Genomic DNA, 24,534 nt, shown 5'->3' with positions numbered 1-24,534 from the left:
GGCCGGGCGCCGGGCGAGCGCCCGTTCCGGGCGCCGCCGCCGGTCACCGGCGCCGGCGGGAGCGGGCGCCACGGTCGGACGAACGCGGCGGGCAGCGCCGACCGTGCCACCTCGCCCGTCGGCTGCTCCCGGCTCACCCCGTCAGCCTATGCCCGACCCGGTCAGCCCGCGGTGCCACCGGCGCGGCTGAGCAGCAGTTCCTGAAGGTGCGCCAGGGGCGCCTCGGCGGTGCCGGTCCGGCGCGTCCAGCTGCCGTCGGCGGTCAGCTCGAACGCCTCCACCTCCGGGCTCATGGCGTCAGTCAGCACCTGGTCCAGCTCGGCCCGGGCCACCGGGTCGGTGACCTTCACCAGCGCCTCGACCCGGCGGTCCAGGTTGCGGTGCATCAGGTCGGCCGAGCCCATCCAGAACTCCGCGTCACCGTTGTTGCCGAACCGGAAGATCCGGGAGTGCTCCAGGAACCGGCCGAGGATCGAGCGGACGCGGATGTTCTCCGACAGCCCCGGCACCCCGGGCCGCAACGCGCACATGCCGCGGATCAGCAGGTCGACGTGGACGCCGGCCTGGGAGGCACGGTAGAGCGCGTCGATGATGGCCTCGTCGACCAGGGCGTTCACCTTGAACTGCACCAGGCCGGGCATGCCCAGCCGGACGTGGGTGATCTCCCGCTCGATCCGCTCGACGAGGCCACTGCGGATGCCCTGGGGGGCGACGAGCAGCCGGCGGTACGCGGTCTGCCGGCTGTAGCCGGTGAGCACGTTGAACAGATCGGTGAGGTCGGCGCCGATCTCCGGGTCGGCGGTCAGCATGCCGAAATCCTCGTAGAGCCGGGCCGTCTTCGGGTGGTAGTTGCCGGTGCCGATGTGGCAGTAGCGGCGGATCTGGTTGCCCTCCTGCCGCACCACCAGCGCGGTCTTGCAGTGCGTCTTGAGCCCGACCAGCCCGTACACCACGTGGCAGCCGGCGCGTTCGAGCGTGCGTGCCCAACCGATGTTGGCCACCTCGTCGAAGCGGGCCTTCACCTCGACCAGCACCACCACCTGCTTGCCGGCGGCCGCCGCGTCCACCAGCGCGTCGACGATGGGGGAGTCGCCGCTCGTGCGGTAGAGGGTCTGCTTAATGGCCAGCACGTTGGGGTCGGCGGCGGCCTGCTCGATGAAGCGCTGCACGCTGGTGGCGAACGAGTGGTACGGGTGGTGCACCAGGATGTCGCCGTCGCGCAGCGTGGCGAAGACGCTGCGCGGCACCTCGCCCTCGGTGAGCCGCGGATGGGTCGCCGGCACGAACGGCTTGTCCTTCAGGTCGGGCCGGTCCGCCTCGTTGTAGAGCTGCCAGAGGGCGGAGAGGTCGAGCAGGCCGGGCACACGCAGCACGTCCTGGTCGTCCATGTCCAGCTCGCGCACGAGCAGGTCGAGCATGTGGTCGCTGATGGAGGCGGCCACCTCCAGCCGTACCGGCGGGCCGAACCGGCGCCGTGCCAGCTCCCGTTCGAGGGCCTGGAGCAGGTCCTCGTCGCGGTCCTCGTCGACCTCCACCTCCGCGTTGCGGGTGACCCGGAACAGGTGGCACTCGACCACCTGCATACCGGAGAAGAGCTGCCCCAGGTGCACCGAGATGAGGTCCTCCACCGGCAGCATCCGTACGCCCGGCAGGTCCCGCCGCACCCGGACGAACCGGGGCACGTTGTTGGGCACCTTCACCCGCGCGAAGAGCTCCGACCCGCCGTCGGGGTCGCGGACCGCCACCGCGAGGTTGAGCGACCGCCCCGAGATGTACGGGAACGGGTGCGCCGGATCCACCGCCAGCGGCGTGAGCACCGGGAAGATCTGCTCCCGGAAGTACGCGCGCAGCCGCTCCCGCTCGGCGTCGTCCAGGTCGCCCCAGCGCACGATCCGGACGTCCTCCTCGGCCAGCCGCGGCAGCACGTCGTCGACGAAGCACGCGGCGTGCCGGGCCACCAGGGCGGCGGTCTTCTCGGCGACCAGGTCCAGTTGGGTGCGCAGCGGCGTCCGGTCGCCCCCGCGCACGGGCAGCCCGGCCTGGAGGCGGCGCTTCAGCCCGGCCACCCGGACCATGTAGAACTCGTCCAGGTTGCTCGCGAAGATGGCCAGGAACTTCGCCCGCTCCAGCAGGGGCGTGCGCGGGTCCTCGGCGAGCGCCAGCACCCGGGCGTTGAAGTCGAGCCAGGAGAGCTCGCGGTTGAGGAACCGGTCCTCGGGCAGCGGCGAAGCGGTCGGCGGCTCGTCCTCGCGGCGACCGGCGGCGTCGGGGCGGATGTCGGCCGTGCCGGGCTCGGCCACCGGGTCCAGCACCTCCTCCAGGCCGCTCGACGCGGCTGCCGGGTCGGCGCCGGGCGTGTCCTCGGTCGTGGGTCGGGCGTGCTCCGTGCGTTCGCCCCGCGCCGGCTGGTCCGCGCGGAAACGACCGTCGGCGCCGCGCAGGCGGGTGCCGTTGCGGGTGGGGGGCGACTCGGTGGGGTGTTCGCGAGGGGTGCTCACCCGCTCATAATCACCCGATTCCGGTGAACGCAAAATGAACTTGGCGGCGACTCGTCAGATCATCGTCGGCAACGTCACGCGCACCACCTCGCCGGACGCGTCGGTCTCCACCCGGACCCGCTGGCCGAGGCGGAGCAGGCGCAGCCCGGAGGCGTCGAAGGCACGCGCCGGGAAGGGCAGCTCGGTGCCGTCGTCGAGGAGCAGCAGACCGCTGCGGGTCGCCGCGTCGTAGGTGGCCACCGTGCCCTGCATGCCAGCACCGTACACCGGTGCGCGGGTTCAGCCGGCCGGGGCGGCGGCGGCGACGGCCGCGGTGTGCGGGCCCAGCCCGAGGCGGGTGGCGGCGGCCAGGTCGGCCATGGTGTCCACGTCCCGGCGCAGGCTCGGCCAGTCGCCCACCAGCGGCAGCGCCCCGCTCACGGCGTGCGCCGCCGCCGAGCCGACCCCGAAGCGCGGGTCCAGCGGCACCCCGGGCGGGGCGGTGAGCAGCACGGTGCCGTCGCCCGGGGCATCGGCCACGTACCGCCGTACCGCCGGGCCGTGCTGCGCGGCCCGCAGCGCGGCGGTCAGCTCCGGCGGGCGCAGCGCGGGCAGGTCGGCGGTGAGCCCCGCCACCCAGCCGGCCGGCGCCGCGGCGGCGCCGTGCCGGAACGCGGCGTTCAGCCCGGCGGCCGGGGTGTCGGCCAGCACGCGGGCGCCGTCTGCCCGGACGGCGGCGGCGACGTCGGGGTCGTCCGTCACGACCAGCACGTCGGCGACTGCCGGGGAGGCCAGCACCGCCCGGACCGTGTCGGCCGCCAGGGCCAGCGCCAGCTCCTCGTGCGGTACGCCCGGCAGCGCGCCCCGCAGGCGGCTCTTCGCCACCGTGAGGCGCTTCACCGGCACCACGATCGCCCACGTCGGCTGACTCACGCCCACAATCCTGCCAGCCCTCCGGCGGGACCCTCGCTGGCCCGCACCACGGGGGAGCAGGCATGATTTCGGCTGCGGGCAGCGCCCGCGGGTCCGGTGCGCGGACCCAGGTGGCACGAGGAGGCGTGGTGGCACGGCGGAGACTGGGATTCTGGCCACGGTTGGCCGCGGTGCTGGTGAAGCCGGTCATGACCGTCTGGACCCGGCGAACCTGGCGGGGCATGGAGCACCTGTCCCGCGAGGGCGGGGTGATTGTGGTGGCCAACCACCTGTCGCACGCCGATCCGCTCGTGTCGGCCCACTTCATCTACGACGCCGGTCGCTGGCCCCAGTTCCTGGCCAAGGCCAGCGTTTTCCGGGTGCCCGTGCTCGGGTGGATCCTGCACCGCTGCCGGCAGGTCCCGGTGGAGCGCGGCACCGTGGACGCCGCGAGGTCGCTCGACTCGCTGGTCGCCGCGTTGAAGGCCGGCGGCACCGTGGTGATCTACCCGGAGGGCACCACCACCCGGGAGCCCGACCTGTGGCCCATGCGGGGCAAGACGGGGGCCGCGCGGCTCGCGCTCACCACCGGCGCGCCGGTCATCCCGGTCGCCATGTGGGGCCCGGAGCGGATCTTCGACCCGCGTACCAGTCGGCTCAGCCTGCGCCCGCGGATCCCGGTGACCGTGGTGGCCGGCCCGCCGATCGACCTGAGCCGGTGGGCCGACGCCGCGCCCAACCGGGGCACGCTGGAGGAGGTCACCGACACGATCATGCTGCGGCTGCGCGACATGGTCGCCGAGATCCGCGGCGGCACCCCGCCCCCGCTGTGGGACCGGCCGGGCCGCGCGCAGCGCCAGCAGCAGGGCGAGGCGGCGTGAGCGAGCGCAGCGAGCGAACCATCAGGCACAGCAGCCTGGCGCTCGCGCCGGTGCGAAGCGCCGGCGTGAGCGAGCGCAGCGAGCGAACCATCAGGCACAGCAGCGGGGCGCCTCGCGCCGCCGCGGAGCAGAGCGGAGCGGCGGCGTGAGCGAGCGGGGTGGGCATGTCGCCGTGCTGGGCGCCGGGTCCTGGGGCACGGCGTTCGCCAAGATCCTCGCCGACGCCGGCCGGGACGTGACGCTCTGGGCGCGGCGGCGGCCGGTCGCCGACGCGCTGCGCACCGAGCGGCGCAATCCGGAGTACCTGCCGGACCTGCTCCTCCCGGAGCGGGTGACCGCGACCGCGGACGCCGCCGAGGCGATCACCGACGCGGAGCTGGTGGTGCTGGCCGTGCCGTCGCAGACGCTGCGCGCGAACCTCGCGGAGTGGGCCGGCTTCGTGCACCCCGACGCCACGCTGGTGTCGCTCATGAAGGGCATCGAGCTGGGCACCACCAAGCGGATGAGCGAGGTGATCGTCGAGACCGCCGGGGTGACGGGCGACCGGGTGGTGGTCGTGTCCGGGCCCAACCTGGCCCCGGAGATCGCCGCCGAGCAGCCGGCCGCCACCGTCGTGGCCGGTACGGACAGCCGGCGCACCGCGCTCGTGCAGTCGTCGATCCGGACGCCGTACTTCCGCCCGTACACCAACGACGACGTGGTCGGCTGCGAGCTGGGCGGGGCGGTCAAGAACGTGATCGCCCTGGCGTACGGCATCGCCACCGCGATGGGCTTCGGCGACAACACCCGGGCCATGCTCATGACCCGGGGGCTCGCCGAGACGGCCCGGCTGGGTGTGGCGCTCGGCGCCGACCCGATCACCTTCGCCGGCCTGGCCGGCATGGGCGACCTGGTCGCCTCCTGCTCCTCGCCGCTGGCCCGCAACCGCACCTTCGGGGAGCACCTGGGGCGGGGCGAGACGATGGAGCAGGCGCAGGCCGCCACCCGGCAGACCGCCGAGGGTGTGAAGAGCTGCCTGTCCATCCGTGACCTGGCCCGCGCCCACGGCGTGGAGATGCCGATCACCGAGCAGGTGGAGCGCATCTGCCACGAGGGGATGGACCCGCGGATCGCGGTGGACACGCTGATGAGCCGGACCGCCAAGCCCGAGTCGTACGAGTGAGGACCGATGAGCGAACTGGGTGACGGCACCCGCTGCGTCCGCGCCGGGCTGCCCGAGCCGGTCCCGGGGCAGCCCTTCCTGCCCGGGCCGGTCTTCGCCGCGCCGTACCACCTGGACCCGTGGCAGGGGCCGGCCGGCGCGCCGAACGGCTACGGCCGCCCCGACAACCCGACCCGGCGGCTGCTGGAGGCCGCGGTGGGGGAGCTGGAGGGCGGCGACTGCCGGGTCTTCGCCAGCGGGCAGGCCGCCATCACCGGGCTGCTGCTCACCGTGCTGCGGCCGGGGGACACCGTGGTGCTCCCCGCCGACGGGTACTACACGGTGCGCGCGTTCGCCGGCACCGCGCTGGAGCCGATCGGCGTACGGGTGGTCCTCGTGCCGACGGTCGGGCCGTACCCGTCCCTGGACGGGGTGCGTCTCGTGCTGGTGGAGACGCCCGCGAACCCGGGGCTCGACGTGGTCGACGTGCCCGCCCTGGCGGAGCGGGCGCACGCCGCCGGTGCCCTGCTGGCGGTGGACAACACGACAGCCACCCCGCTCGGGCAGCGGCCGCTGGACCTCGGGGCGGACGTGGTGGTCGCCTCCGGCACGAAGGCGCTCACCGGCCACTCCGACCTGCTGCTGGGCTACGTGGCGAGCCGGTCGACGGAGCTGGTCGAGGCGGTCACCGGATGGCGCAACACCACCGGGGCGGTGCCGGGCGCGTTCGACGCCTGGCTGGCCCACCGGTCGCTGGCCACCATGGACCTGCGGCTGGGCCGGCAGTCCGCCAACGCGGAGGCCGTCGCGGCGCTGCTGGCCGACCGCCCGGACGTGACGGGCCTGCGCTGGCCCGGCCGGCCCGAGGACCCGGCGTATCCGGTGGCGTCGGCGCAGATGCGCCGGATGCCCGGCGTGCTCTCCTTCGACCTCGGCGACGCCGACCGGGTCGCCCGCTTCCTCGACGCCTCCCGGCTGGTGGTGGCGGCCACGTCGTTCGGCGGCCTGCACACCACGGCCGACCGGCGGGCGCAGTGGGGGGACGACACCGCGCCGGGCTTCGTTCGGCTCTCCTGCGGTGTGGAGGACACCGGGGACCTGGTGGCCGACATCGCCGCCGCGCTGGACGCGGCCGGTCCGGTCGGCTGACCGTCGGGCCGGTCGTCCGGCGGCCGGTGCCGCGGGTTATCGTTCCGCAAGGCCCGTGCCGGGCTCCGACCAGAGGAGGTGAGTCCGATCCGTCCCATGGCAGGACCGGCGCTCCCTCCCGCGCTCACGCCGCCCCGATAGCGGCCACCGGGGGCGCCGACGAGCGTTCCCGGAGGTTCCCCATGACCGTGCCGTCTTCCATCGACCGTTCCGCCCTCGTCCGGCGGCTGCGCGCCGCCGGCTGCGTCTACGCCGAGGACGAGGCGGAGCTTCTCATCGACGCCGCCGTCGACCCGGCCGCGCTCACCGGGCTCGTCGCGCGCCGGATCGCCGGCGAGCCGCTGGAGTACCTGCTCGGCTGGGCCGAGTTCTGCGGGCTCCGGGTGGCCGTCGACCCCGGGGTGTTCGTGCCCCGCAGCCGTACCGCACTGCTGGTCGACGCCGCCGCGGCGCTCACCGGCCCGGCGCCTTCAGTGGTGGACCTCTGCTGCGGCTCCGGCGCGACCACGCTCGCGCTGGCGCGGCGGCTGGCGCCGCGCTGGATGGCGGCGGTCGACATCGACGCGGCCGCGGTGGCCTGCGCCCGGCGGAACCTCGCCGAGCTGGCCGTGCCCGTGTTCGCCGGTGACCTGTTCGCCCCGCTGCCGGACGGGTGGCGGGGGCGGCTCGACCTGGTCGTCGCGAACGCCCCGTACGTCCCGACGTCGGCGGTGGCGCTGCTGCCCCAGGAGGCGCGGGTGCACGAGGCCGAGGTGGCCCTCGACGGAGGACCCGACGGGCTCGCCGTGCTGCGTCGCGTCGCCGTGGGCGCGGCCCGCTGGCTCGCTCCCGGCGGGCACCTCGTGGTGGAGTCCTCGGCCGGGCAGGCCGACGCGCTGTGCGCGGAGTTCCGGGCGGCGGGGCTGTCACCGCGCGTGTGGCACGACGAGGAGCGGGAGGCGACGGCGGTCACCGGACGCCGGACCGGTTGAGCCACGCTGGTCGGGCCCGGCCACGCTGGTCGGGTGGCCGTCCGGGGCATGGCGGCCCGGCGGGCACCGAACTAGCCTCGCATCAGTGTCGGTGGGAGGGGTGCGGGTGGGCAGCACGGGAGTCCCGGTGGTCGTCGGCCTGGACAACGGGGGGACCAGCAACAACGCGACGGTCCTGAGCCTGGACGGCCGGTTCCTGGTGGACGGGCTGGTCGAGATACCGAGCGAGGTGCACGCCGGCCCGGAGGCGGCCGTCGAGGCGCTGGCCCGCGCGTTGGACGGCGTCCTGGCCCGGACGGGTGTCCCGCGTGAGCTGGTGCGCGCGGTGGGGCTGGACACTCCGGGCCCGGCCAGTGCGACGGGTGTCATCTCCTCGCGGGGGTCGACCAACTTCTCCGAGCCGGCCTGGCGCGGCTTCGACGTGCGGGGCGCGCTCGAACGGCGGCTCGGCCTGCCGGTGGTCTACCACAACGACGGCAACGCGGCGGCGCTGTACGCGCACCATGTCCACTTCGGAGCCGACGCGATGACCCGGTCGTCGGTGTCGGCGATCGTGGGCACCGGTCTCGGCGGCGGGGTGGTCGAGAGCGGCCGGGTCGTCGCCGGGGCGGCCGGGATGGCGGGCGAGCTGGGCCATGTGCACATCCCGCTCACCGGGCTGCTCGCGCCGGACCAGCCCGTGCCGGTCTGCGCCTGCGGGTTCGCCGGTGACGCGGAGAGCATCGCCTCGTTGACCGCCATCGAGCGGAACCTGCTGCCGTACTGGCTGACCCGCTACCCCGGGCACCCGCTGGCCGGGGAGGCGCCGGCGCGGGCGGCACGCGCGGTGCGCGGCCTGGGCGAGCGGGGCGACCCGCTGGCCCGCGCCATCTTCGCCCAGCAGGCCATGGCGATCGGCCGGCTCTTCACCATCGCCGCCAACTTCACCGACCCGCACGCGTACTTCGTGGGGGGCGGCGTCGTGGAGGCGGCGCCGGAGTTCCGTGACTGGTTCCTGGCGACCGTCCGCGAGCACACCACGTTGCGGGCGGAGCAGGCGGCGGTCGCCACGTTCGCGCTGGTGCCGGAGCGGGACATGGCCGGTGCGCGGGGGGTCGCCATCGCGGCGCTGGAGGCGCTGCGCAGCGGGCCCGCGCCCCGGCCGGTGGTCACCTGAGCGGCGCTCGCGCCGCCCCGCGACCGGCCCGCCCGGTCGCCGCCCACCGACGGCCGGACGGAGGTCCCGGCGCCCGGCCGTCGCCCACCGGCGGCCGGACGCGCGGAGGTCAGCGGCGCGGCGGCGCCTGGGCGAACGCGGCCCAGGCGGTCGGGGAGAAGAGCAGGGCCGGGCCCGAGGGGTCCTTGGAGTCGCGCACGGCCACCAGGTCGGGAATCACGGCCACCTCCACGCAGGCGCCCTCGTCACCGCTGCGGCTGCTCTTGCGCCAGCCGGCCGCGGCCAGGGCCGCCTCGATCGTCGGTGTCATCCGTCCTACCGTCCCTTCAGGAGTTGGAGGAGCTGGTCGCGGCTGTCCGCCGGGCTCAGCGCGACCGTCCGCAGGTGTTCCATGATCTTGGTGCAGGTCCGCAGGTCGCTGGGGCGGTCGAGGATCATCTGACCCGCCACCGTCTCCACGGAGGCGATGATCGGGTCCTCCGGGTCGGCGAACTCCAGGATGTGCAGGGAGCCCCGGGTGCCCCGGTGGTAGCCGGCGCTCAGCGGGATCACCTGGACGGTGATGTTCGGCAGCTCGGCCATCTTCACCAGGTGCCGCAGCTGGCCCTCCATCACCGACCGGTCGCCCACCGGTCGCAGCAGCGCGCCCTCGTCGATGATGGCGTCGAAGATCGGCGGGTCGTCGCCGGTGAGCCGCTGCTGGCGGTCCAGCCGCAGCTTCACCCGCTGCTCCACCTGCTCGTCGCCGAGCGTGTGCGGGCCGCCGCGCATCACGCCGCGGATGTAGTCGGCGGTCTGGAGCAGGCCGGGCACCACGGACGGCTCGAAGTTGGCGATGCCCGTGGCCTCGGCCTCCAGGGCGATGAAGTCGATGGTGCGCCGGTCCAGCAGGTAGGAGTAGGAGACCCACCAGCCGGGTTTGCGCGCGTCCTTGGCCAGCTGCACCGCCGCGGCCACCTCGTCGGGATCGACGCCGTAGAGGGTGAGCAGCGCGCGCACGGTCGCGGGCGTGACCGGCGACTGGGCGTTCTCGTAGCGGGAGAGCGTGCTGCGAGTGCTGTTGATCTCGTCCGCCGCCGCCTCCAGGGTCAGGCCGGCGGCCTCCCGGTGGGTGCGCAGTGCGAGCCCGAGGCGGCGGGCGCGGGCGGTCTTCGGGGCCATGCATCGATGGTTGCACACATTTCTGGGAATCGGTACATGAGAGAACGCCGGTGAGAGTTGCATTCACGCCTGCACACCTGTCAATCTGTTACCGCGTCCTCACCGCCGGTTGTCGTGGCGACGGTGGTGGTGAGCGACCGGAGGGGATGGGGCGCGCGGCGATCGGGCTATTCCCCCGTGTCCGATCGCCGCGTGCCGCGCCGTCCCCGCCTGCCGGAAGGGAGTGAGCGTGCGTACCGGTCCGCGAGTCCACCCCGACCACCCCGGGAGCCGGCGATGACCCGCTTCCTGGTGGTGCTCACCGACGTGCGCCCGATCGAGACGAGCGGCCGCAACGAGCGGACCTGCCCGGAGCGCCGTCGTCAGGTCGTCGGCGCGAGCAGCCGGGAGGCGGCGGACCGGATCGCCGGCGCCTTCATGGCGTTGGGCATGGTGCGGGCCGGCCGGCAGCGGGTCAAAGTGATCGCCGTCGGGCGCCGGCGCGGCCGGGACTGACGCGTCGGGCGGTCAGAGCAGCTTGCGCTTCTTGAGGTACGCGACCAGGTCGTCGTAGACGCCGCCCTCGTTCGCGAACATTGCGACGTTGCGGGCGGTGGCCATCCACGGCCGGGTGGACGGGCGCACCTCCGTCAGCGCCCGCTCGAGATCCCGCTGCTCGATCATGCGTACCTCGCCGCTGCGCACCGAGTCGGCCATGGCGTACTCGGCGGCGGTCTCGCAGAGGTGGGCCAGGTCGGCGCCGGAGAAGTCCTCCGTCGCCGCCACCACCCGCTGCAGGTCGATGCCGGCGATGGGGCGCTCCCGCAGGTGGTACTCGAGGATGGCCGCCCGGGCCTCGGCGTCCGGCGGCAGCACCAGCACCACCCGGTCCAGTCGACCGGGGCGGCGCAGCGCCGGGTCGACGTCCCACGGTGTGTTGGTGGCCGCCAGCACGAAGACGCCCTCGTTGTTGCCCTCCATGCCGTCCAGCTCGGCGAGCAGCTGGTTGCCGAGTGTCCGCATCGAGCTGGAGCTGACCTGCGAGCGCTTGTGCCCCAAGGCGTCGATCTCGTCGAGGAACAGCACGCAGGGCGCGTTACGGCGGGCCGCCTGGAACAGCTCGTGCAGGTTGCGCTCGGAGTTGCCCATCCACATGTCGAGCACGTCCACGATGGAGAGCGAGACGAACTTCGCGCCCATCTCCCCGGCCACCGCCCGCGCCAGGAACGTCTTGCCGCAGCCCGGCGGCCCGTAGAGCATCAGCCCGCCGCGAAGGCTCTTGCCGTACATCTTCCGCAGCTGCGGGTTGCGCAGCGGGCCGAGGAACGCCAGCTCCAGCCGCTCCTTGACCGCCGACATGCCGCCCACGTCGGCGAGGCGGACGGTCGAGGTCTCCACGTCGTACAGCCGGTCGTCCTCACCCGCGACCGGCTCCGGCTCGTCGCCCGCGCGGGCGAAGCGCGGCGGGACGACGTCGGCAAGCTCCTGCTCGTAGGCGGAGAGGGGGTCGCCCTGGGACCCGCCGGGTGCGGGCCCCGGCGCGGGTGGTCGCGGCGTGGCCGCGACCGGGCCCGGGCCGGCCGGCGGCGCCACCTCCGGGGCGTTCCGCGGCGGGGGTACGGGGACGCCGAGCGCCCGCTGCATGAGCGCCTGCGCCTGCGCGTTGCCGGGATCGCCCGCGAGCGCCTGACCGATCTGCGCGATCGCCTCCCCGCCCCGGCCCGCGTCCAGCAGCAGCGCGGCGAGGTGCAGTCGCAGGGGAAGGTCGTCCGGGCGCGCGTCGAGGGCGGCCAGCAGGCTGTCGATGAGGGCGTCGGAGCTCACAGCGCAGCAGAGTAGTGGGGCGTGGGCCGGGCCCGCTCGCCCGCGCCGCCCAGGCGAGCATCCCGGCCGGCTGGGTGATTACGCACCGTATGCGCCTGCTGACGGGATCCCGCGCGCTGCCGCGTCAAGGCGGGTATCACCCTCGCCCGCTCGCCACGCACAGTAAGGTCACCGGTGAGCGAACAGCGCACCCGACCCGAGAGGTGACCGGAGTGACCACCCCAGGCAAGACCCGCGTGGCCGTCGTCTTCGGCGGTCGCAGCCCGGAGCACGGCATCTCCTGCGTCAGCGCGGGCAGCGTGATCGGTGCCCTCGATCCGGACGAGTACGAGGTGGTGCCGGTCGGCATCACCCGTGCGGGGCAGTGGGTGCTCACGAACGGCGACCCGGAGCAGCTCGCCATCCAGGCGCGGCGCCTGCCCGAGATCACCGCGGAGTCCGGTGTCGACCTGGTGCTGCGCGCCGACCCCACCGGAAACGGCCTCATGGTGCTCGACCCGGCCGAGGGCCCGCGGGCGCTCGCCGACGTGGACGTGGTCTTCCCGGTGCTGCACGGCGCGTACGGGGAGGACGGCACGATCCAGGGGATGCTCGAGATGGCCGGCATCCCGTACGTCGGGGCGAACGTCTTCGCCTCGGCCGCCGCCATGGACAAGGAGTTCACCAAGAAGCTCTGCGCGGCCGAGGGCATCCCGATCGGCCCGTACGCGGTGCTGCGCAACGGCATGACGCTGAGCGAGGCGGACAAGGAGCGGCTCGGCCTGCCGGTCTTCGTGAAGCCGTCCCGGGCCGGCTCGTCCTTCGGCGTCTCCAAGGTCAGCGACTGGTCACAGCTCGACGCGGCGGTCGCCGCCGCCCGTCAGATCGACCCGAAGGTGCTGGTCGAGGGGGCCATCATCGGCCGCGAGGTCGAGTGCGGCGTGCTGGAGGGCGAGGCCGGCGGAAGCCCGGAGGCGTCCGTGCTCGCCGAGGTGCGCCTCGTCGCCGACCACGAGTTCTACGACTTCGAGGCGAAGTACATCGACTCCGCCGAGTCCTGCGAGTACGACGTCCCGGCCAACCTCCCCGAGCGGGTGGCCCGGCAGATCCAGGAGTACGCCGTCCGCTCCTTCACCGCCCTGGACTGCGCGGGTCTGGCGCGGGTGGACTTCTTCGTCACCCCGGAGCTGGACGTCTACCTCAACGAGGTCAACACCATGCCCGGCTTCACCCCGTCGTCGATGTTCCCGCGCATGTGGGCGGCCGCGGGCCTGGAGTATCCCAAGCTGGTCGACCGCCTGATCCGCACCGCCCTCACCCGCGGCGTCGGCCTGCACTGAGGCGCGTCCGCCGCGAAGGGGGAGCGGCCGCCCGGATCGGGACGGCCCACCCCGGTGACACGGGGGCCCGAGTGGCGCACCCGTGGGGCGGTCAGCCCTGGCAGCCGGCGGGGACGTCACCGCCGGAGGGCACCGAGGCGACGATCGTGTCGGAGACCGGGGCGACCCACTGCAACGGCTGCTCGTACGCCCGGGGCACCCGCACCGTCACCGCCGTCTCCCGGTCGACCGTGGTGAGCACGGTGGCGTCGGGCTGCTCGTCGGCGTACCAGCAGACCTTGTTGACCATCCAGACGTCGCTGGTCTGCGGGATCGTCGGCTCGGCGCCACCACAGGCCACGGTGAGCGCCGGGTCGCCGTACGCGGCGTTCTGCTCGGGACCCGCGCTGACCGGACGCTGCGGCAGGTCACGCACGGTCGGCGGCAGCTGTGACAGCAGGGCGCGGCAGAGCGTGGCCGGCCGGGCGGCCAGCGCCGGGGCGGCCATCTCGACCGGCACGGTGGACTGGACCCGCGGGGCGGTCGCCGACGGGCTCGCCTCGGGCGCCGGGGCGTCCGGGGCGAGCTGGGCGAACGTGAGCCCGGCCACGACCAGCGTGATCGGCAGCGCGACCAGCGTCGCGATCAGGGCCGCCCGCCGGTTGGCCCCGTCCTGGCCCGGTCGGGTGCCGGTCTCGGCCTCGGTCTCGTCCGGGCGCTCGTCGGCCCGGTCCTCGACAGGGGTAGGAGTGATCTTGTCCACTTACAGGCGCACCACCGAACACGTGAGGGTGCGAGTGATGCCGGGCACCATCTGCACCTTGCTGACGATCAGTTTGCCCAGCTCGTCGACGGTGTTCGCCTCGGTGAGGACGACCACGTCGTACGGACCGGTGACGGCGTCGACGCGTACCACGCCGGCGAGGTCAGCGATCAGGCCGGCCACGTCACGCGCGCGGCCGACCTCGGTCTGGATGAGGATGTACGCCTGTACCACGACTTGACCTCCCTCCGCCGCCGCGTCAGCGGCCTGAAGGGTGAAACTACCGTACGGTGCAGGTCCGATCCCTATCGGTGGTCGAGGAGCAGCGGTGAGCGAGCACGGCGGGGCCGGGCGGCAGGAGCGGAACGAGGGTGGCGGGGTGAGCGTCGCGGGCGTCGGCGAGTTCGGGTTGATCGAGCGGGTGACCTCACGTCTGGCGTACGGGCCGGCGACCCTGCTCGGCCCCGGCGACGACGCGGCCGTGGTCGCGGCGCCGGACAGCCGGGTCGTCGCGTCCACCGACGTGCTGGTCGAGGGGCGGCACTTCCGACGCGACTGGGGTGGTGCCCGGGACGTCGGGCACCGGGCGGCGGCGGCGAACCTCGCCGACATCGCCGCGATGGGGGCCACCCCGACGGCCCTGCTCGTCGCCCTCTGCATGCCGGCGGATCTGGAACCGGGCTGGGCGGAGGAGCTGGCCGACGGGCTGGCCGCCGAGGCGGCCACGGTGGGGGCGAGCGTGGTCGGCGGCGACATGTCGGCCAGCCCCACGCTGACCATCGCGGTGACCGCGCTGGGGGACCTCGGTGGGCTGGCGCCGGTGCGGCGCTCCGGCGCCCGACCGGGGGACGTGGTGGCTCTCGCCGGCCGTACCGGCCACGCGGCGGCCGGGCTGACGGTGCTCTCCCGCGGGTTCCGCACACCACGGCTGCTCGTCGAGGCGTACCGGCGGCCGGAGGTGCCCTACGCCGCCGGGCCGGAGGCCGCCCGGCTCGGGGCCACCTCGATGATCGACGTGTCGGACGGGCTGCTGGCCGACCTGGGGCACGTGGCGAAGGCCAGCAAGGTCGGTGTCGACCTGCGGCGGGACGCGTTCGAGGTGCCCCGGCAGATGCGGGACGCCGCGCAGGCGCTCGGCGTCGACCCGTACGACTGGGTGCTGGGCGGTGGGGACGACCACGCCCTGGTCGCCACCTTCCCGCCGGAGGTGGCCCTGCCACCGACGTGGCGCCCGATCGGTCGGGTGGCCGCCGGGGCGGGAGTGACCGTCGACGGTGAGCCGTACGCCGGATCGCCAGGCTGGGACCACTTCCGGTAAGGGCCCGAGGCGGGTCGTAACCTTTACCGGTGAACGAGATCGAGATTCACACCGTGCCGTTCGACTCGCCCGTGGCGCAGCAGCTCATCCGGGCCGCGCTCGCCGATCTGGGCGCCCGGTACGGCGGCAGCGGCGACGAGACCCCGGTGGACCCGGCGGAGTTCGTCCCGCCGGTCGGTGCCTTCCTCGTCGCCCACCTCGACGGGACGCCGGTGGGTTGCGGCGGCTGGCGCAGCCACGGTGAGGAGGGCGACACCGCCGAGCTGAAGCGCATGTACACGGCCCCGGAGGCGCGGGGACGCGGGGTGGCGCGCGCGGTGCTCGCGGCGGTCGAGCGCTCGGCCCGCGAGCACGGGCGCAAGCGCATGATCCTGGAGTGCGGCGACCGGCAGCCCGAGGCGGTCGCCATGTACACCTCGGCCGGCTACGAGCGCATCCCGAATTTCGGCTTCTACAAGGACGCGCCCGGCTGCATCTCGTTCGGCCGCACGCTCTGACCCGAGCCGGCCCGCCCCGGATCAGGCGGTGGCGATCTGGATCTGCTCGGCGGCCTTGGCGGCGCTGGCGGTGGCCTCGGTCGGGTCGACGCCCCACGCCATGACGTGCCCGCTGCGGGCCAGCGAGTTGGTCACCTCGCCGACCGTGGCGCCGGTCGTGACGTCGAGCTGCACGTTCAGCACCCCGGGCACCCGCCGGGCGGCCCGGACGCCGTCGACGCCGGTGACGGTGCCCGGCGTGGCCACCAGGAACTCCACGGCCGCCCCACCGGTCGTGCGGGTGGGGAGGGTGGGCCGCTCACCGCGCAGCGTCCGCAGGTACGCCTCGATGAACCCGCACTCGTACGCGATCGAGATCAGTGCGGTGATCATGTCACCGGGGAGCCGGGCGGCGCACTCGACCAGGGTGGGCACGCCCTCGGCCACGATCCACTCGCTGTGCAGCACGCCGGTGCGGAAGCCGGCGGCGCGGCCCAGCCGGGCGGCCGAGTCGAGCAGGGCCCGCCGGACGTCGTCGGGCAGCTGGGACGGGACGGTGTGGCCGGACTCCACCGGACGCCGCCCGGGCAGCACCCGCTTGTCGGTCACGTTGCCGAAGATGACCTCGCCGTCGGCGACCAGCAACTCGACGCTGTGCTCCCGGCCGTCGAGCACCTGCTCCACGAGTACGGCCGTGGGCAGCCCGCGCTCGGTGGCCTCCGGCGGCGCCTCCGGGCTGGCGGTCTCGCCCCAGTGCGCGGCGATCTGCTCCGGATCGGTGAGGATCTGCACCCCGAGGCTGCCGGAGCGGCGGGTGGGCTTCAGCACGCACCGGCCGCCGTGCCGGCGGGCGAACGCGACCGCCCGGTCGGGATCATCGACCAGCTCGAAGGCCGGATTGGCGAGGCCGGCCTCGGCCGCCAGCAGCCGCATCCGGTGCTTGTCGGAGAAGACGTCCGCGGCGGCGACCCCGGCGCCGGGCAGACCGAGCGCGTCCGCGAGCCGGGCGGCGGCGCCCACCGCGTACTCCATGCCGGGCATCACCAGCCGGGCGGAGCGGAGCCCGGGCTCGCGGGTGAGCAGGGCTTCGGCGTCCAGGCCCGTCTGGTACTCCGCCGGGACGAGCCGGGAGATGAAGGGCAGCTCCCGCGCGAGGCGCACGATGTCGCGACGGTCGATCACGTCGGGTTCCTCGACGAGCACGACGCTGCCGGCGGGCAGGTCGTCGGCGAACCAGCGCAGCATGCCGTGCGAGGCCCCGAAGATGATCATTTCGTCGCGGCCCAGGTCCCGCACGACACGCCCTCCCCGTCATCGCCGCACCGGACGATCCGGCACCCGGCGCAGGGAGACCCTAACCGGACGTACGGCCCCGGTCCATCCGTCGTCGTCAACCCGTCAGCGGCGGCCGGCCGACTGGCACGCCGGCGGCCCGCCGGCCGTCACGGCGACAGGGCGGCGGCGCGCCCGGCGGTGGGCACGACAAAAGCCGGCGGACCATGCGGTCCGCCGGCTGTGCCGTCGATCAGAGTGTGTCCGCTACCGGATCAGGCGCGGGTGACCTTGCCGGCCTTGATGCACGAGGTGCAGACCTTCATCTTCCGGGTGGTGCCACCACCGGCCGGGGTACGCACCGACTGGATGTTCGGGTTCCAGCGGCGGTTGGTCCGCCGGTGCGAGTGGGACACGTTGTGGCCGAAGCCCGGCCCCTTGCCACAGACGTCGCACACGCTAGCCACGGGATACTCCTGAGATTGAAACGTTCATGAGGTCGCCGGCGGCAGGCGCTGCCCGGGCAACCTGGCCAGGTTACCCGATGACCGGCCGCCCCGCCCAACCGGGCCACCTGCCGGCGACCACGGGCCCACCGGCCGCCGGCGGAACGGAGCCGCAGGCCAGGATAGCGGGCCGCCCGGGACACGCCGGACGAGCCCGGCGGCTGTCGGCGCGCGCCAGTAGGCTTCTCGCCGTGCTGGAGATCCTCGACGCCGCCGCGGTCCGCCGTTGGTGCGCGGGTGGGCTCGCCACGCTCAAGCGGCACCAGACCGAGATCGACCAACTCAACGTCTACCCGGTGCCCGACGGCGACACCGGCACCAACCTGGTGCTCACCCTGACCTCGGCGCAGCAGGCGCTCGCCATGGACCTCGACACCCTCCCCGACGGCGAGGCCACCGCGCACGGGCACGCGCTGCGGCTCATGGCCCGGGGCGCGCTGCTCGGGGCCCGGGGCAACTCGGGGGTGATCCTCTCGCAGATCCTGCGCGGCTTCGCCGACGCGGCCGGCGCCGTGCCCGCGGTGCGCGGGCGAGCGCTCGCCGCCGCGCTGCGCGACGCGACCACCGCCGCCTACGCCGCGGTCGCCCGGCCGGTGGAGGGCACTGTGCTCAGCGTGGTCGCCGCGGCGGCCGCCGGGGCCGAGCGCGCCGACACCGACGACCTGCGCGCCGTGGCCGGCGCGGCGGCCGGGGAGGCCGCCGTCGCGCTCGCGCGGACCCCCGACCAGCTGCCGGCGCTGGCCCGGGCCGGCGTGGTCGACGCCGGTGGTCAAGGGCTGTGCCTCCTGCTGGACGCCCTGGTCGAGGTGGTCACCGGGGAACGCCCCGCCAGGCCGGCGCCCGCGCCCCGGGCCGTCGCCCCGCCGGCCGTCACCGTCCGGGAGACCGGCTCCGACCGGTACGCCTACGAGGTGCAGTTCCTGCTCGACGCGGAGCGGGAGGCGGTGGAGCGGATGCGGGGCGTCCTCGACGCGCTCGGTGACTCCGTCGTGATCGTCGGGGACGGCGCCGGGGGCGCGGGCACCTGGAACGTGCACGTGCACGTCATCGACGTCGGCGCCGCGATCGAGGCGGGGGTGGTCGCCGGCCGGCCGCACGGGATCTCGGTGACCCGCTTCGCCGACCAGATCCCGCCCCCACCCGCGGCGACCGACGGCCGGGCGGCCGTCGTGGTGGCCCCCGGCGCCGGGATCGCCGAGCTGTTCGGCGCCGAGGGCGCGACGGTGGTGCCCGGCAACCCGTCCACCGGTGAGCTGCTGGACGCCATCCGCTCCACCGGCGCGGCCCGGGTCGTGGTGCTGCCCAACGACCCGAACACGGAGGCGGTGGCGAGCGTGGCGGCGCGGGAGGCGCACCAGCTCGGGGTCAAGGTCAGCGTCGTGCCGACCCGTTCGCCGGTGCAGGCGCTCGCCGCCCTGGCCGTCCGCGACCCCGGGCGCCGTTTCGAGGACGACGTGATCGCGATGGCCGAGGCGGCGGGGGCCTGTCGCTACGCCGAGGTCTGCTACGCCAGCCGCGAGGCCCTCACCGTGGCCGGTCCCTGCCAGCCGGGCGACGTCCTCGCCCTGGTCGAGGGGGAGGTGCACCTGATCGGCACCGACCTGGTCGACACCTGCGCCGCCGTGGTCGACCGGATGCTGGGCGGTGGTGGCGAGCTGGTCACCCTCATCTCCGGGGCGGACGCCCCGGCCGGCCTCGTCGACGCGGTTCGCGGGCACGTCGGGCAGCGGTGGCCGTTCGTGGAGGTGCAGGCGTACCCGGGCGGGCAACCGCACTACCCGCTCCTGGTGGGGGTCGAATGAGCGGGCGGAGCACGTGGAGGGCGGGAGTGGCGGCATGAGCGATCCGGCCACGGTGGACACACCGCTGAAGAAGCTGGTCGGCGAGCGGACGGCCAAGGCCCTCGCCACCCATCTCGACCTGCACACGGCCGGTGACCTGATCTACCACTTCCCGCGCCGTTACGACGAGCGCGGCGAGCACACGGACATCCGCTCGCTGGCCGTCGGCGAGCAGGTCACGGTGCTGGCGCAGGTGCAGCGCACCGCGGTGCGCCCGATGCGCCAACGGCGGGGCAACCTGCTCGAGGTGACCGTGGGCGACGGCTCCGGCGGCGTGCTGACGCTGACCTTCTTCGGCAACCAGGCGTGGCGCGAGCGGGAGCTGCGCCCCGGGCGGTGGGGGCTCTTCGCCGGCAAGGTCACCGAGTTCCGGGGCAAGCGGCAGCTCAACGGCCCGGAGTACGTCCTGCTGGGCGAGGGCGGCGAGGGTGAGGCGGCCGCCAACGAGGAGGTCGAGGAGTTCGCCGGCGCGCTGATCCCCGTCTACCCGGCCGCGGCGGCCGTGCCGACCTGGGTGATCGCCCGGTGCGTCCGGGTGGTGCTCGACACCTTCACCCCGCCGGACGACCCGCTGCCCGCCACGGTCCGGGCCAGCCGCAACCTGGTCGGCATCGGCGCCGCGTTGCGGGAGATCCACCGCCCCTCCAGCAAGGAGGAGCTCTACCGGGCCCGGCGCAGGCTCAAGTGGGACGAGGCGTTCGCGGTGCAGCTGACCCTGGTGCAGCGCAAGCACCGGGCGGCGGACTGGCCGGCGAAGGCCCGGCCGCCGCGGGCTGGTGGCCTGGTGGACGCGTTCGACGCCCGGCTGCCGTACGAGCTGACGCCCGGCCAGCAGGCCGTCGGGCGGGAGATCGCCGCCGACCTGGCCACCGCGCACCCGATGCACCGGCTGCTGCAGGGCGAGGTGGGTTCCGGCAAGACCGTCGTCGCGCTACGGGCCATGCTCCAGGTGGTCGACGCCGGCGGGCAGGCGGCGCTGCTCGCCCCCACCGAGGTGCTCGCCGCCCAGCACTACCGGGGCATGCTCGACCTGCTCGGTCCGCTCGCCCGCTCCGGCGAGCTGGGTGCGGCCGACGACGCGACGCGGGTGGAGCTGGTGACCGGCTCGCTCGGCGCGGCGGCCCGGCGGCGCGCGCTGGCCGAGGTGGCCGAGGGGCGGGCCGGCATCGTGCTCGGCACCCACGCCCTGCTCTACGAGGGCGTCGACTTCCAGGACCTCGGTCTCGTGGTGGTCGACGAGCAGCACCGCTTCGGCGTGGAGCAGCGGGACGCGCTGCGCGCCAAGGCCGACCAGCCGCCCCACGTGCTCGTCATGACCGCCACCCCGATCCCGCGGACGGTCGCGATGACCGTCTACGGCGACCTGGAGATCTCCACGCTCTCCCAGCTGCCGCAGGGGCGCTCGCCGATCGCCTCGCACGTGGTACCGGCCGCGGAGAAGCCGGCCTTCCTCGACCGCGCCTGGCGCCGGCTGCGGGAGGAGGTGGCCGCCGGCCACCAGGCGTACGTGGTGTGCCCGCGGATCGGTGAGGGGCCGCAGAGCGACGAGGAGGCGCCGCGGGAGGACGACTCCGGGCGGCGGCCACCGTTGGCGGTCACCGAGGTGGCGCCGCTGCTCGCCGAGGGGCCGCTGCACGGGCTGCGCATCGGGGTGCTGCACGGGCGCCTGCCGGCCGACGAGAAGGACGCCGTGATGCGCTCCTTCGCCGACGGCGATCTGGACGTGCTGGTGGCGACCACGGTGGTCGAGGTGGGCGTCAACGTGCCCAACGCCACCGTGATGATCGTGCTGGACGCCGACCGGTTCGGGGTCTCCCAGCTGCACCAGCTGCGGGGTCGGGTGGGCCGGGGCTCGGCGGCCGGCCTGTGCCTGCTGGTCACCGAGGCGCCGGAGGGGAGCCCGGCCCGGGAACGGCTCGACGCGGTGGCGTCCACCACGGACGGGTTCAAGCTGGCCGAGCTCGACCTGGAGCAGCGTCGCGAGGGTGACGTGCTCGGCGCCACCCAGTCCGGGCGCCGCTCGCACCTGCGCCTGCTCTCGCTGCTGCGGGACGCCGATCTGATCCGGGACGCGCGGGCCGAGGCGATGACGCTGGTCGAGGAGGACCCGGAACTGACCCGGCACCCGGCGTTGGCCGCCTCGGTGGCCGCCCTGGTGGACGAGGAGCGGGCGGAGTACCTGGAGAAGGGCTGACCTCGGTCGGTTGGTAGGCACGCGGACACGCCGAGGGCGCGCCGACCGGCTGGTCGACGCGCCCTCGGACCGTACGGTCAGGCGGTTCAGGCGGTGAAGCGCACCTTGCGGCGGCGGGCCACCAGGAACAGCGCCACACCGGCGGCCAGCAGCACGGCCGCGCCGGCGATGATGCCGCCGGTGGCGGCGCCGGTCAGCGGCAGCGTCGGCTCGTCACCGCCACCACCCTGGCCGGGGGTGTCGCAGTCCTTCGGCTTCTCCCAGGCGATCGGCTCGGTCTCGTCGAGGCCCTCGGCGCTCGGGGTGACCTTCAGGCCCTCCTCGGCCGGGAACGCGACGGTGCCGGTCTTGCCGGGCTCGACGGTCAGGGTCTTGGCCTCGCCCTTGTTCGGGGTGAGGGTGATCGTCACCGTCTTGCCGTCCTCCGGGTTCGAGACCTCGATGATCAACTCGTCGCAGGTGGACAGGTAGCCGCCCGAGGGCTCGCCGGGCTTGACGCAGTCCTTGGCCTCGGCGGGCTTGTCGTCGAAGAGCGGCTTCTCCTGGCCCGCCTCGGTGACGGTGATCTTGTCGGCGTTCTCGGCCGGAACCTTGACGGTCGCGTCCTCGCCCGGCTCGACCTCGACCTCCTTGGTGAAGTCCTTGCCGCCGGTGACGGTGAAGGCGGCCGGCTTGGTCGCCTCCTTGCCGTTCTCCAGCTTCACCGCGACCTCGCCGGTGCAGTCGGCGGTCACCGTGGCCTTCGGGTTGGCGGTGGCCGGCGGCGGAGTGACGACCTTGTCGCAGCTCTCGCTGAACTTGATCGAGGCGCCCTTGTCGTCCTCCTCCTTCCACTTGTTGTCCCACTCGGCGCGGACGCTCAGCGAGGCCTCGGTGACGTCGCCCGCGAGCCGGGCCGTGCCCACGACGGGCTTGCCCACCTCGTACGGGTACGACTCGTCCTGGGTGGCCTGGATGCCGTCGATGGTGAACGCGGTGGCCTTGTCACCGCTCCTGCTCTCGGCGTCGGCCTTCGTGAGCTTGTAGGTCTGCACGCCCCGGGGGGCGACCGTCGTGACGGTCCAGGTCGTGACCCACTCGCCGGCGGCGGTGTCGCACTCGGCAGTGACCTTGACCTCGCTGTGGTGGGCGCTGGCCGGGGCGGCGAAGGTTGCGACGCCACCGAGGCCGATCAGCGCGCCGGCGGCAATCGCCGTGACGCGCCGGAGGTTCAGACGATTCACGTCTACTCCTGATTCGGGGTAACCGGAGACTGTGTCGGACGGGGCGGAATGGTCACACGACGCCCGACACCCGGCAGACCATAGCGATCCGCCTCGACCTGTCACAGCTCTCAGCGAAACCTAAGAGTGATGATGCGAATTCGTGATCTTAGATATACCCGGTGTCGCGTCCCGGTTTCGTTGCGATCACGCAAGTGTTGCGCCGCACGGGTCGCGGGCGGTGCCCGACGACGGAGCGCCGGTCCGCCGTCGCGTAGCGTCGGGGCATGAGCAGGAGGAAGCCGTGACCCGGATCGTCGCGGGGGCGTTCGGTGGGCGACGCATCGCCGCGCCGCCCGGCGCCGGCACCCGGCCCACCTCGGACCGGGTGCGGGAGGCGCTGTTCAGCGCGGTGCAGGCGGAGGTGGACCTGGTGGGAGCGCGGGTCGCCGACCTGTACGCCGGCTCCGGCGCCGTCGGGCTGGAGGCGTTGTCCCGGGGCGCCGAGCACGTGCTGCTCGTGGAGTCGGACGCGCGGGCGGCCCGCGTGATCCGGGAGAACGTCGCCGCGCTCGGCGCGGCCCCCGCGGCCCGCCTGGTCACCGGCCGGGTCGCCACCGTGCTCGCCGCGGGGCCCCAGGCCGGGCCGTACGACGTGGTCTTCGCCGACCCGCCGTACGCGGTGCCGGACGAGGAGATCGCGGCGATGCTCACCGCGCTGGTGGAGCACGACTGGCTGGCCCCGGACTCGCTCGTGGTGGTGGAGCGGTCCAGCCGGGGCGGCCCGCTGCCCTGGGTGCCGGGCATCACCGGAGAGCGCAGCCGCCGTTACGGGGAGACCACGCTTTGGTACGGTCGCCGATCATGAGACGTGCGGTCTGTCCCGGCTCCTTCGACCCGGTCACGAACGGACACCTCGACATCATCGGCCGGGCGAGCCGCCTGTTCGACGAGGTGATCGTCGGCGTGCTGGTGAACCAGTCGAAGAGCGGCCTGTTCACCGTCGAGGAGCGCATCGACATGCTCCGCGAGGTGACCGCCTCGTACGACAACGTGCGGGTGGAGTCGTTCCGCGGACTGCTTGTCGACTTCTGCCGCGCGCAGCAGGCGAGTGTGTTGATCAAGGGCCTCCGTGCCGTCAGCGACTTCGACTACGAGCTCCAGATGGCGCAGATGAACATCGGGCTGGCCGGCGTCGAGACGCTCTTCATGCCGACGAACCCGCTCTACTCGTTCCTGTCGTCCAGCCTCGTGAAGGACGTGGCCAAGTGGGGCGGCGACGTCTCCGCCCACGTCCCCGACCGGGTCCGGGCGGAGCTCGAGTCCCGCCTGACCCCACCTCCGCGCTCCTGACCCCTCCCGATCTCGGGCTCTCGGCCCGCGCGACGCGCCGGGGGACCGGGGGCGGGGGCGGATGCCCGCGCACGCCATGATGAGTGGAGCGGGAAACCGGCCGTAGCCCGCATCATGTAGGTCGGCCGACGAACGACAGGAGTGAGGTACCGGTGGACCCGCTCGATCGCATCGACGAACTGATCGCCATGGTGGAGGCGGCGCGGTCCGTCCCGATGTCCCGGAACAACTGCATGGTCGACCGGGGCGAGATGATCGCCGCCCTGGACGAACTCCGCGCCGAACTCCCCGCCGACCTGCGCCGGGCCGCCGCCCTGCTGGAGGAGCGCGACAAGATCATGGAGGCCGGCAAGCGCGAGGCCGACCGGATCATCAGCGAGGGCGAGGCGGAGCACGCCCGACTGGTCTCGGTGAACGAGATCACTGTCTCCGCGGAGCACGAGGGCGCCCGGATCATCGCGGAGGCGCGGGCCGAGGCCCAGCGGCTGCGGGAGGAGGTCGACGACTACGTCGACACCGCCCTGGCCAACTTCGAGCAGTTCCTGACCAGGGCGCTCGCCTCGATAGAGCGTGGGCGCGACAAGATGCACGCGCTGCGCGAGATCGGGACCTTCGCCGGTGACGAGGCGGAGCGCCCGCTACCCTTCTGAGCGGCACCAC

Annotated in this window: 25 protein-coding genes; 14 read left to right on the top strand and 11 right to left on the bottom strand. The window is 74.2% G+C overall.

Annotated features, from left to right (window positions below):
• Positions 1 to 161 precede the first annotated feature (161 nt).
• Genes SM573_RS03265 through cofC form a run of 3 tightly spaced genes read right to left on the bottom strand, consistent with a single transcriptional unit; the run spans position 162 to position 3,410 of the window.
• Positions 162 to 2,498 carry an RNA degradosome polyphosphate kinase gene (locus SM573_RS03265; RefSeq protein WP_474613956.1) on the bottom strand — a complete coding sequence of 779 codons (2,337 nt, stop codon included), beginning with the start codon at positions 2,496 to 2,498 and terminating at the stop codon, positions 162 to 164.
• Between the two features lie 54 nt (positions 2,499 to 2,552).
• The gene (locus tag SM573_RS03260; RefSeq protein ID WP_474613955.1) at positions 2,553 to 2,750 is read right to left on the bottom strand and encodes a cold-shock protein; all 198 of its coding nucleotides are present in this window, start codon (positions 2,748 to 2,750) and stop codon (positions 2,553 to 2,555) included.
• 27 nt (positions 2,751 to 2,777) lie between these two features.
• Positions 2,778 to 3,410, bottom strand: a complete 633-nt coding sequence (gene cofC / locus SM573_RS03255) for a 2-phospho-L-lactate guanylyltransferase (protein ID WP_474615432.1) — start codon at positions 3,408 to 3,410, stop codon at positions 2,778 to 2,780.
• A 128-nt stretch (positions 3,411 to 3,538) separates the two neighbouring features.
• On the opposite strand from cofC, the gene SM573_RS03250 reads away from it, so the two are divergent.
• The 5 genes from SM573_RS03250 (at position 3,539) to SM573_RS03230 (ending at position 8,687) form a co-directional block, all read left to right on the top strand.
• Positions 3,539 to 4,270, top strand: a complete 732-nt coding sequence (locus SM573_RS03250; RefSeq protein ID WP_474613953.1) for a lysophospholipid acyltransferase family protein — start codon at positions 3,539 to 3,541, stop codon at positions 4,268 to 4,270.
• Between the two features lie 145 nt (positions 4,271 to 4,415).
• Entirely contained in the window at positions 4,416 to 5,432 is a 1,017-nt protein-coding gene (locus tag SM573_RS03245; protein ID WP_474613952.1) for an NAD(P)H-dependent glycerol-3-phosphate dehydrogenase, read from the top strand.
• Positions 5,433 to 5,438: 6 nt separating this feature from the next.
• On the top strand, positions 5,439 to 6,560 hold the full coding sequence (locus tag SM573_RS03240) for a cystathionine gamma-lyase (protein ID WP_474615431.1): 1,122 nt from the start codon (positions 5,439 to 5,441) through the stop codon (positions 6,558 to 6,560).
• Positions 6,561 to 6,742: 182 nt separating this feature from the next.
• Positions 6,743 to 7,531, top strand: a complete 789-nt coding sequence (locus tag SM573_RS03235; protein WP_474615430.1) for a putative protein N(5)-glutamine methyltransferase — start codon at positions 6,743 to 6,745, stop codon at positions 7,529 to 7,531.
• 106 nt (positions 7,532 to 7,637) lie between these two features.
• Complete coding sequence (locus SM573_RS03230; protein ID WP_474615726.1) at positions 7,638 to 8,687, top strand: ROK family protein; 1,050 nt, start codon at positions 7,638 to 7,640, stop codon at positions 8,685 to 8,687.
• Positions 8,688 to 8,796: 109 nt separating this feature from the next.
• Here SM573_RS03230 and SM573_RS03225 read toward each other — a convergent pair whose 3' ends face one another.
• Both SM573_RS03225 and SM573_RS03220 read right to left on the bottom strand, forming a co-directional pair.
• On the bottom strand, positions 8,797 to 8,997 hold the full coding sequence (locus tag SM573_RS03225) for a DUF397 domain-containing protein (RefSeq protein WP_474615429.1): 201 nt from the start codon (positions 8,995 to 8,997) through the stop codon (positions 8,797 to 8,799).
• A 5-nt stretch (positions 8,998 to 9,002) separates the two neighbouring features.
• Positions 9,003 to 9,848 (bottom strand): helix-turn-helix domain-containing protein, encoded by an 846-nt coding sequence (locus SM573_RS03220; RefSeq protein WP_474615428.1) that lies wholly within the window; start codon positions 9,846 to 9,848, stop codon positions 9,003 to 9,005.
• A gap of 276 nt (positions 9,849 to 10,124) precedes the next feature.
• Here SM573_RS03220 and SM573_RS03215 point away from each other — a divergent pair, with 276 nt between their 5' ends.
• Positions 10,125 to 10,343, top strand: a complete 219-nt coding sequence (locus SM573_RS03215) for a hypothetical protein (protein ID WP_474613947.1) — start codon at positions 10,125 to 10,127, stop codon at positions 10,341 to 10,343.
• Positions 10,344 to 10,355: 12 nt separating this feature from the next.
• Here the strand turns inward: SM573_RS03215 and SM573_RS03210 are convergent, their stop codons facing one another.
• Positions 10,356 to 11,651 (bottom strand): ATP-binding protein, encoded by a 1,296-nt coding sequence (locus SM573_RS03210; RefSeq protein ID WP_474615427.1) that lies wholly within the window; start codon positions 11,649 to 11,651, stop codon positions 10,356 to 10,358.
• A gap of 212 nt (positions 11,652 to 11,863) precedes the next feature.
• Between SM573_RS03210 and SM573_RS03205 the strand changes: the two genes are divergently transcribed.
• The gene (locus SM573_RS03205; RefSeq protein ID WP_474613945.1) at positions 11,864 to 12,970 is read left to right on the top strand and encodes a D-alanine--D-alanine ligase family protein; all 1,107 of its coding nucleotides are present in this window, start codon (positions 11,864 to 11,866) and stop codon (positions 12,968 to 12,970) included.
• A gap of 91 nt (positions 12,971 to 13,061) precedes the next feature.
• On the opposite strand, the gene SM573_RS03200 is transcribed toward SM573_RS03205, so the two are convergent.
• Together SM573_RS03200 and SM573_RS03195 are read right to left on the bottom strand one after the other, a co-directional pair.
• On the bottom strand, positions 13,062 to 13,703 hold the full coding sequence (locus SM573_RS03200) for a DUF3515 family protein (protein WP_474615725.1): 642 nt from the start codon (positions 13,701 to 13,703) through the stop codon (positions 13,062 to 13,064).
• 9 nt (positions 13,704 to 13,712) lie between these two features.
• A complete protein-coding gene (locus SM573_RS03195; protein WP_013284547.1) occupies positions 13,713 to 13,946 on the bottom strand; it encodes an Lrp/AsnC ligand binding domain-containing protein in 234 nt (77 codons plus the stop codon).
• Between the two features lie 145 nt (positions 13,947 to 14,091).
• On the opposite strand from SM573_RS03195, the gene SM573_RS03190 reads away from it, so the two are divergent.
• Together SM573_RS03190 and SM573_RS03185 are read left to right on the top strand one after the other, a co-directional pair.
• On the top strand, positions 14,092 to 15,030 hold the full coding sequence (locus tag SM573_RS03190) for a thiamine-phosphate kinase (RefSeq protein ID WP_474615724.1): 939 nt from the start codon (positions 14,092 to 14,094) through the stop codon (positions 15,028 to 15,030).
• Positions 15,031 to 15,059: 29 nt separating this feature from the next.
• Positions 15,060 to 15,527 (top strand): GNAT family N-acetyltransferase, encoded by a 468-nt coding sequence (locus SM573_RS03185; RefSeq protein WP_474613944.1) that lies wholly within the window; start codon positions 15,060 to 15,062, stop codon positions 15,525 to 15,527.
• A 21-nt stretch (positions 15,528 to 15,548) separates the two neighbouring features.
• On the opposite strand, the gene SM573_RS03180 is transcribed toward SM573_RS03185, so the two are convergent.
• Both SM573_RS03180 and rpmB read right to left on the bottom strand, forming a co-directional pair.
• A complete protein-coding gene (locus SM573_RS03180; protein WP_474613943.1) occupies positions 15,549 to 16,802 on the bottom strand; it encodes an ATP-grasp domain-containing protein in 1,254 nt (417 codons plus the stop codon).
• A 251-nt stretch (positions 16,803 to 17,053) separates the two neighbouring features.
• A complete protein-coding gene (gene rpmB / locus SM573_RS03175; RefSeq protein WP_120328530.1) occupies positions 17,054 to 17,245 on the bottom strand; it encodes a 50S ribosomal protein L28 in 192 nt (63 codons plus the stop codon).
• A 230-nt stretch (positions 17,246 to 17,475) separates the two neighbouring features.
• On the opposite strand from rpmB, the gene SM573_RS03170 reads away from it, so the two are divergent.
• Positions 17,476 to 19,086 (top strand): DAK2 domain-containing protein, encoded by a 1,611-nt coding sequence (locus tag SM573_RS03170; RefSeq protein ID WP_474615426.1) that lies wholly within the window; start codon positions 17,476 to 17,478, stop codon positions 19,084 to 19,086.
• A gap of 34 nt (positions 19,087 to 19,120) precedes the next feature.
• The gene (gene recG / locus SM573_RS03165; RefSeq protein ID WP_474613941.1) at positions 19,121 to 21,319 is read left to right on the top strand and encodes an ATP-dependent DNA helicase RecG; all 2,199 of its coding nucleotides are present in this window, start codon (positions 19,121 to 19,123) and stop codon (positions 21,317 to 21,319) included.
• Between the two features lie 86 nt (positions 21,320 to 21,405).
• On the opposite strand, the gene SM573_RS03160 is transcribed toward recG, so the two are convergent.
• Positions 21,406 to 22,542, bottom strand: coding sequence for an LPXTG cell wall anchor domain-containing protein (locus tag SM573_RS03160; RefSeq protein ID WP_474615425.1), 1,137 nt, complete (start codon positions 22,540 to 22,542; stop codon positions 21,406 to 21,408).
• Between the two features lie 283 nt (positions 22,543 to 22,825).
• Here SM573_RS03160 and rsmD point away from each other — a divergent pair, with 283 nt between their 5' ends.
• From rsmD to SM573_RS03145, 3 genes are all read left to right on the top strand, one after another.
• On the top strand, positions 22,826 to 23,389 hold the full coding sequence (gene rsmD, locus SM573_RS03155) for a 16S rRNA (guanine(966)-N(2))-methyltransferase RsmD (RefSeq protein WP_474613939.1): 564 nt from the start codon (positions 22,826 to 22,828) through the stop codon (positions 23,387 to 23,389).
• The gene (coaD, locus tag SM573_RS03150) at positions 23,386 to 23,874 is read left to right on the top strand and encodes a pantetheine-phosphate adenylyltransferase (protein WP_474613938.1); all 489 of its coding nucleotides are present in this window, start codon (positions 23,386 to 23,388) and stop codon (positions 23,872 to 23,874) included. The genes rsmD and coaD overlap by 4 nt, the downstream gene beginning before the upstream one ends.
• Positions 23,875 to 24,026: 152 nt before the next feature.
• On the top strand, positions 24,027 to 24,524 hold the full coding sequence (locus tag SM573_RS03145; protein ID WP_474613937.1) for a hypothetical protein: 498 nt from the start codon (positions 24,027 to 24,029) through the stop codon (positions 24,522 to 24,524).
• Positions 24,525 to 24,534: the final 10 nt, after the last annotated feature.

Source organism: Micromonospora xinjiangensis (assembly GCF_056150165.1).
This window is presented reverse-complemented; position numbering and strand designations above follow the sequence as displayed.

Bases quoted from the DNA above. Each gene is read 5' to 3' on its own strand.
- SM573_RS03260 (WP_474613955.1), bottom strand. From the start codon at position 2,750: ATGCAGGGCACGGTGGCCACCTACGACGCGGCGACCCGCAGCGGTCTG.
- SM573_RS03240 (WP_474615431.1), top strand. From the start codon at position 5,439: ATGAGCGAACTGGGTGACGGCACCCGCTGCGTCCGCGCCGGGCTGCCC.
- SM573_RS03235 (WP_474615430.1), top strand. From the start codon at position 6,743: ATGACCGTGCCGTCTTCCATCGACCGTTCCGCCCTCGTCCGGCGGCTG.
- SM573_RS03225 (WP_474615429.1), bottom strand. From the start codon at position 8,997: ATGACACCGACGATCGAGGCGGCCCTGGCCGCGGCCGGCTGGCGCAAG.
- SM573_RS03220 (WP_474615428.1), bottom strand. From the start codon at position 9,848: ATGGCCCCGAAGACCGCCCGCGCCCGCCGCCTCGGGCTCGCACTGCGC.
- SM573_RS03215 (WP_474613947.1), top strand. From the start codon at position 10,125: ATGACCCGCTTCCTGGTGGTGCTCACCGACGTGCGCCCGATCGAGACG.
- recG (WP_474613941.1), top strand. From the start codon at position 19,121: ATGAGCGATCCGGCCACGGTGGACACACCGCTGAAGAAGCTGGTCGGC.
- coaD (WP_474613938.1), top strand. From the start codon at position 23,386: ATGAGACGTGCGGTCTGTCCCGGCTCCTTCGACCCGGTCACGAACGGA.